1 protein-coding gene is annotated in these 686 nt (G+C 51.6%); it reads left to right on the top strand.

Going from position 1 to position 686, the window contains the following annotated elements:
• Positions 1-111 precede the first annotated feature (111 nt).
• A partial coding sequence (locus J5M56_RS23755) for a hypothetical protein (RefSeq protein ID WP_207937913.1) occupies positions 112-686 on the top strand: 575 nt, incomplete at its 3' end.

Here is a 686-nt window from a genome sequence, read left to right as displayed (position 1 = left end):
AACGCCGCTCGAGTGTTTACGGCCAACACGACTTCGATAGTTGTGCAGTGGGGTAAGGAAGGTGCCGCCCATCTCGACGCGCTCGGCCTAGATTACTAAGGGAGGTGGCAGGTGGCAGCCCCCAAAAAGAATCAAGCTCGAACAAGCGATCAACATACATCGACCCAAGTGAAAGGTACGCTGGCACAGGATTACGTAACGGTTGTGGGTGCGTCTTACATGTCCCTTTATGAAAAGGTTCGTGGCCAGAAGGGCAACAAGATGCGCTTTATCAATCAGGGTATCCGCCAACTCACAAAGTATCCAACCGGCACTCCAAACTTCACGATCCAGCGTGTATTTCTGATTTTCAAAAATGACTATCCGGAGAACTTGCTGACGGCTTTGAAGGACGTTGTCGAAAATCAGCACGGGGCACAGTACCGAGAGATGGACTCGATATCCGGTCTTGTGGATTTCATCGCAGCTCGGCAACGCCGCGGGCGCGAGATCAAACAGCTCGACTTTTTTTCCCATGGTGTGGTGGGCAGTATCGAGTTGGGCTACGAGCTGGTTAAAATCGATAGCTACCGTCTGCGTGATGCACAGGCGAATATGTTCAAACCCGAAGCGTTTGCCTATGGTGCGAAAATTCACTCCACCGTGTGGGCATTTCCAAGACGCAGCAACTACGACACAACTTATGG

The organism is Pseudomonas sp. 51_B (assembly GCF_017491595.1).
Classification (GTDB): Bacteria; Pseudomonadota; Gammaproteobacteria; order Pseudomonadales; family Pseudomonadaceae; genus Aquipseudomonas; species Aquipseudomonas promysalinigenes.
This window is presented reverse-complemented; position numbering and strand designations above follow the sequence as displayed.